Genomic DNA, 4531 nt, shown 5'->3' with positions numbered 1-4531 from the left:
ACGCGAAATGACAGACGCATCACTCCCTAAAATCGGAAGTGAGTTTGGCGGTAGAGATCACACCACCGTCATTCATGCACACGAGAAAATTTCAAGGATGCTAACAACAGATCAAGAACTACAGCAAAAAGTACAAGAAATCATGGAGCAACTTCGCTCTTAAGCAAAAATAAATTGTGTACACTGTTAATAACTAGTGCAGGCCTATCAACACATTATCCACATGTTGATAGGCTCTCTCTTTCAACTTAAAATGGCAGTTATCCACAAATCCACACTCCCTATTACTATTATTACGATCTTTTTTAAAATATAAATTAATTATTAAAGGGGCATTTAATCATGCAATTTACTATTCAACGAGATCGCTTTGTTCATGATGTTCAGCATGTTGCAAAAGCCGTATCTTCTCGTACAACAATTCCCATTTTGACTGGAATTAAAATAGTCGCTGACCATGAAGGAGTAACGTTAACTGGAAGTGACTCAGATGTGTCGATTGAAACGTTTATCCCTAAAGAGGATGCTGAAACGGAAATAGTAACGATCGAAGAAGAAGGAAGCATTGTACTGCAAGCGCGTTTCTTTGCCGAGATTGTTAAAAAGCTTCCAGGAGATACAATCGAGGTTATTGTGCAAGATCAATTTGCTACAACGATACGCTCAGGTTCCTCTGTTTTTAATTTAAATGGACTTGATCCGGAAGAGTATCCGCGTCTTCCTCAGCTAGAAGAAGATCTTCTTTTCCGACTACCGCAAGATATGTTGAAGAATATGATTCGTCAAACAGTATTCGCAGTGTCCACTCAAGAAACACGCCCAGTGTTGACAGGTGTAAACCTGGAGACAGAAGCTGGAGAATTGATCTGTACTGCTACAGATAGTCATCGTCTCGCTATGCGAAAAGCGACGATCGAACGTAATGATGAAGAACTTTCATTTTCGAATGTAGTGATCCCTGGTAAATCACTAAATGAACTTAGTAAGATTCTTGATGATTCAAACGAGCTAATTGATGTAGTTGTTACTGAAAATCAAATTTTATTTAAATTAAAAAACCTATTATTTTTCTCTCGTTTGCTAGAAGGAAAGTATCCGGTTACTAAAAATATGATTCCAACCCAGTCAAAAACATCTTTCACACTAAAATCCAAGCCTTTTTTACAAACGCTTGAACGTGCGTTGTTGCTTTCTCGTGAAGGAAAGAACAATGTCATCAATTTAAAAACCCTTGAAGGTGGATTGATTGAAATTACATCTATTCAACCTGAGGTAGGTAAAGTAACAGAAAGTATTCAAGGTGATAATATGCAAGGGGAAGATATGCGTATTTCCTTTAACGGAAAAAATATCATTGATGCTTTAAAGGTTGTAGATAGTGAAGAAATTAATATTGTGTTCACTGGAGCTATGAGTCCTTTCGTGATTCGTCCTACTGACYATGACCATTATTTACATCTCTTTTCTCCAGTTCGTACGTACTAGAATTGTGAAATTTATCCCAATCCACCAAGCGTTTATGAAGTAGGTCTTGGCTATCTGGCTTGTCTCTAGTACAATAGAGTAAAGACTAATCGAAGACGGAAAACAAAGAAGGCAGCATCTCACCATTGATTTGCTGTCTTAACTTTGGTGGATAAACATTTTGCTCAATTGAGCGAGAAAGAGTGAGGATTTCAAATGAACCAACTTTCAATTTCAACAGAGTACATCACCTTAGGCCAGCTTTTAAAAGAAGTAGGGGCGATTGATACTGGTGGTATGGCGAAATGGTATTTAAGTGAATATGAAGTGTACGTGAACGGAGAGTTAGAAAATCGTCGTGGGAAAAAGCTCTTCACAGGAGATCGTGTGAAGCTAGCTGATGAAACAATAATCGAAATTGTGAATGGTTAAGGGTTAAGTAGATGATTATTAAGTCGCTTCACATTCGCCAGTTTCGCAATTACGAACGAGTTGAGCTCAATTTTGATGACAGAATGAATGTGTTTATCGGTGAGAACGCCCAGGGCAAAACAAATGCAATTGAAGCTATTTATGTGTTAGCTCTTGCTAAATCCCACCGGACCTCAAAAGACAAGGAATTAATTCGCTGGACAAATGACTTTGCCAAACTTCAAGGGCAAGTGAGTAGACAAACTAGTTCAGTTGAGCTTGATCTTGTAATTTCAACAAAGGGAAAAAAGGTCAAGTTAAACGGAATAGAAAAACGAAAGCTCAGTGAGTATGTTGGAGCCGTTAATGTTGTCATGTTTGCGCCAGAGGATTTGAACTTAGTGAAGGGTAGTCCGCAACTGCGTAGAAGATTTATCGATATGGAGCTCGGTCAAATTAGCCCTATCTACTTGCACCACTTAGGGCTCTATCAAAAAGTACTCCAACAACGTAATTTCTTATTGAAGGATTTACAAATTGGTAAAGGTTCGTTGGACATGCTTGATATTTTAACAGAGCAGCTAGTTGAGTTAGCTACGCAAATTACGAAGCGGCGCTTTGTCTTTTTAGGTCAACTGCAAAAGTGGGCTGAAGAAATTCACCATGATATTAGTAGGGCCAAAGAACAACTTAAAATTGAATACAAACCATCATGTGATGTATTAGAAGAGATGGACTTGCCGAAAATGAAAGAAGTATTCATGAAAACATATGAAGAGAAGAAAAAACGTGAGATTGCTCGAGGGGTTACATTATTTGGACCTCAAAGAGATGATCTTGGTTTTCTAGTGAACGATCGCGATGTCCAAACCTATGGCTCTCAAGGACAACAAAGAACGACTGCATTAGCAGTTAAGTTGGCTGAAATCGAATTGATTCATGCTGAAATAGGCGAATATCCGATTCTTTTATTGGATGATGTCCTCTCTGAGTTAGATGATTATAGACAATCTCATTTATTACACTCTATTGGTCAGCGTGTTCAAACCTTTGTGACGACAACCTCTATTAGSGGGGTTCATCACGAAGCGCTAAACGGTGCAGCAATTTTTAGAGTCGAACAAGGAACAATTTCAAACGACGCATAAGGCGGTGTGCTATGTTTATTCATTTAGGTGGAGATGTCATCATTCGCTCAAAAGAAATAATTGCCATTCTAGATCGTGACGTACAAGATATGTCAGTTGTAACAAAGGCTTATCTTAAAACTGAAAAGGAGCGAAAAAAATGTACAGTCATCTCACAAGACTTTACAAAATCAATTGTGATTACAGATGATGTTGTATATTTTTCCCCCGTATCCTCGCTAACATTAAACAAAAGAGCTCAAGTAGTATCAGATCTTGAGATTCAAACTAGTATTGAGGAAGACGTAGAGTAGTCTTTTTTAGAAGTATATGCTTGAAGAACTTTGAGAATGAAGGTGAATAAAGTGACGAATGAACAACATTCTGAACATCAATCGTATGATGAAAGTCAGATACAAGTCCTTGAAGGGTTAGAAGCAGTTWGGAAACGTCCTGGAATGTACATAGGATCTACTAGTGGGCGTGGACTACATCACTTAGTTTGGGAGATCGTTGATAATAGTATCGATGAAGCAATGGCAGGACATTGTGATACGATTAACGTAACGATTGAAGAGGATAATAGTATTTCTGTTGAAGATAATGGACGTGGGATTCCTGTTGGAATTCATGAAAAAATGGGACGTCCAGCTGTTGAAGTCATTATGACAGTTTTACACGCCGGCGGTAAGTTTGGCGGCGGTGGATATAAAGTTTCGGGTGGTCTTCACGGCGTTGGTGCATCTGTAGTAAATGCTCTATCGACAAAACTTGAAGTAGAWGTACACAGAGAAAATCAAGTGTACTATCAAGAATACAATCGCGGGGTTCCGGCTGCTGATTTATCTATCATTGGCGAAACTGATAAACGTGGTACGATTATCCGTTTTAAACCTGATACTGAAATTTTTACAGAAACGACTGAGTATGAATTTGACATACTTGCAACTCGCTTACGTGAGCTTGCGTTTTTAAATAAAGGGCTAACAATCATTATTACCGATAAACGTGGCGAAGAGAAAACAGCTACTTATTACTATGAGGGTGGTATCGCTTCGTTCGTTGAGCATTTAAACCGTTCGAAAGAAGTCCTTCATGATGAACCGATCCACATTGAAGCTGAAAAAGAAGGTTTAACGGTAGAAGTAGCCGTTCAGTACAATGGGGGCTATGTGAGTAATATCTATTCGTTTGCTAATAACATTAGTACTCATGAAGGTGGTACGCATGAATCTGGTTTTAAGACCGGATTAACACGTGTTATTAATGACTATGCAAGAAAGAATAGTCTTTTTAAAGAAAATGATCCGAACTTAACTGGGGAAGATGTGCGTGAAGGATTAACAGCGATTATTTCTGTTAAAATTCCTGATCCGCAGTTTGAAGGACAAACAAAAACGAAGCTTGGTAACAGTGAAGCTCGTACAATTACCGATTCATTATTTACAGAAGCTTTTTCTCGTTTCATGATTGAACATCCGCAAGTGGGTAAGAAAATTGTTGAAAAAGGGTTGATGGCATCTAGAGCT

6 protein-coding genes are annotated in these 4531 nt (G+C 38.4%); all 6 read left to right on the top strand.

All coding sequences use genetic code 11. The features are described from left to right. On the top strand, window positions 1-163 hold a 163-nt coding region (locus tag AB685_RS30665), incomplete at its 5' end, for a helix-turn-helix domain-containing protein (RefSeq protein WP_277814316.1). A 179-nt stretch (window positions 164-342) separates the two neighbouring features. Beyond that, a complete protein-coding gene (gene dnaN, locus AB685_RS26775; protein WP_047973640.1) occupies window positions 343-1485 on the top strand; it encodes a DNA polymerase III subunit beta in 1143 nt (380 codons plus the stop codon). A 195-nt stretch (window positions 1486-1680) separates the two neighbouring features. After that, window positions 1681-1896, top strand: a complete 216-nt coding sequence (gene yaaA / locus AB685_RS26770) for a S4 domain-containing protein YaaA (protein ID WP_047973639.1) — start codon at window positions 1681-1683, stop codon at window positions 1894-1896. 11 nt (window positions 1897-1907) lie between these two features. Beyond that, the gene (gene recF / locus AB685_RS26765; RefSeq protein ID WP_047973638.1) at window positions 1908-3023 is read left to right on the top strand and encodes a DNA replication/repair protein RecF; all 1116 of its coding nucleotides are present in this window, start codon (window positions 1908-1910) and stop codon (window positions 3021-3023) included. 11 nt (window positions 3024-3034) lie between these two features. Then, on the top strand, window positions 3035-3316 hold the full coding sequence (locus tag AB685_RS26760) for an extracellular matrix/biofilm biosynthesis regulator RemA family protein (RefSeq protein WP_047973637.1): 282 nt from the start codon (window positions 3035-3037) through the stop codon (window positions 3314-3316). 36 nt (window positions 3317-3352) lie between these two features. Beyond that, on the top strand, window positions 3353-4531 hold a 1179-nt coding region (locus AB685_RS26755), incomplete at its 3' end, for an ATP-binding protein (RefSeq protein WP_047973636.1).

It is taken from the genome of Bacillus sp. LL01, assembly GCF_001037965.1.
This window is presented reverse-complemented; position numbering and strand designations above follow the sequence as displayed.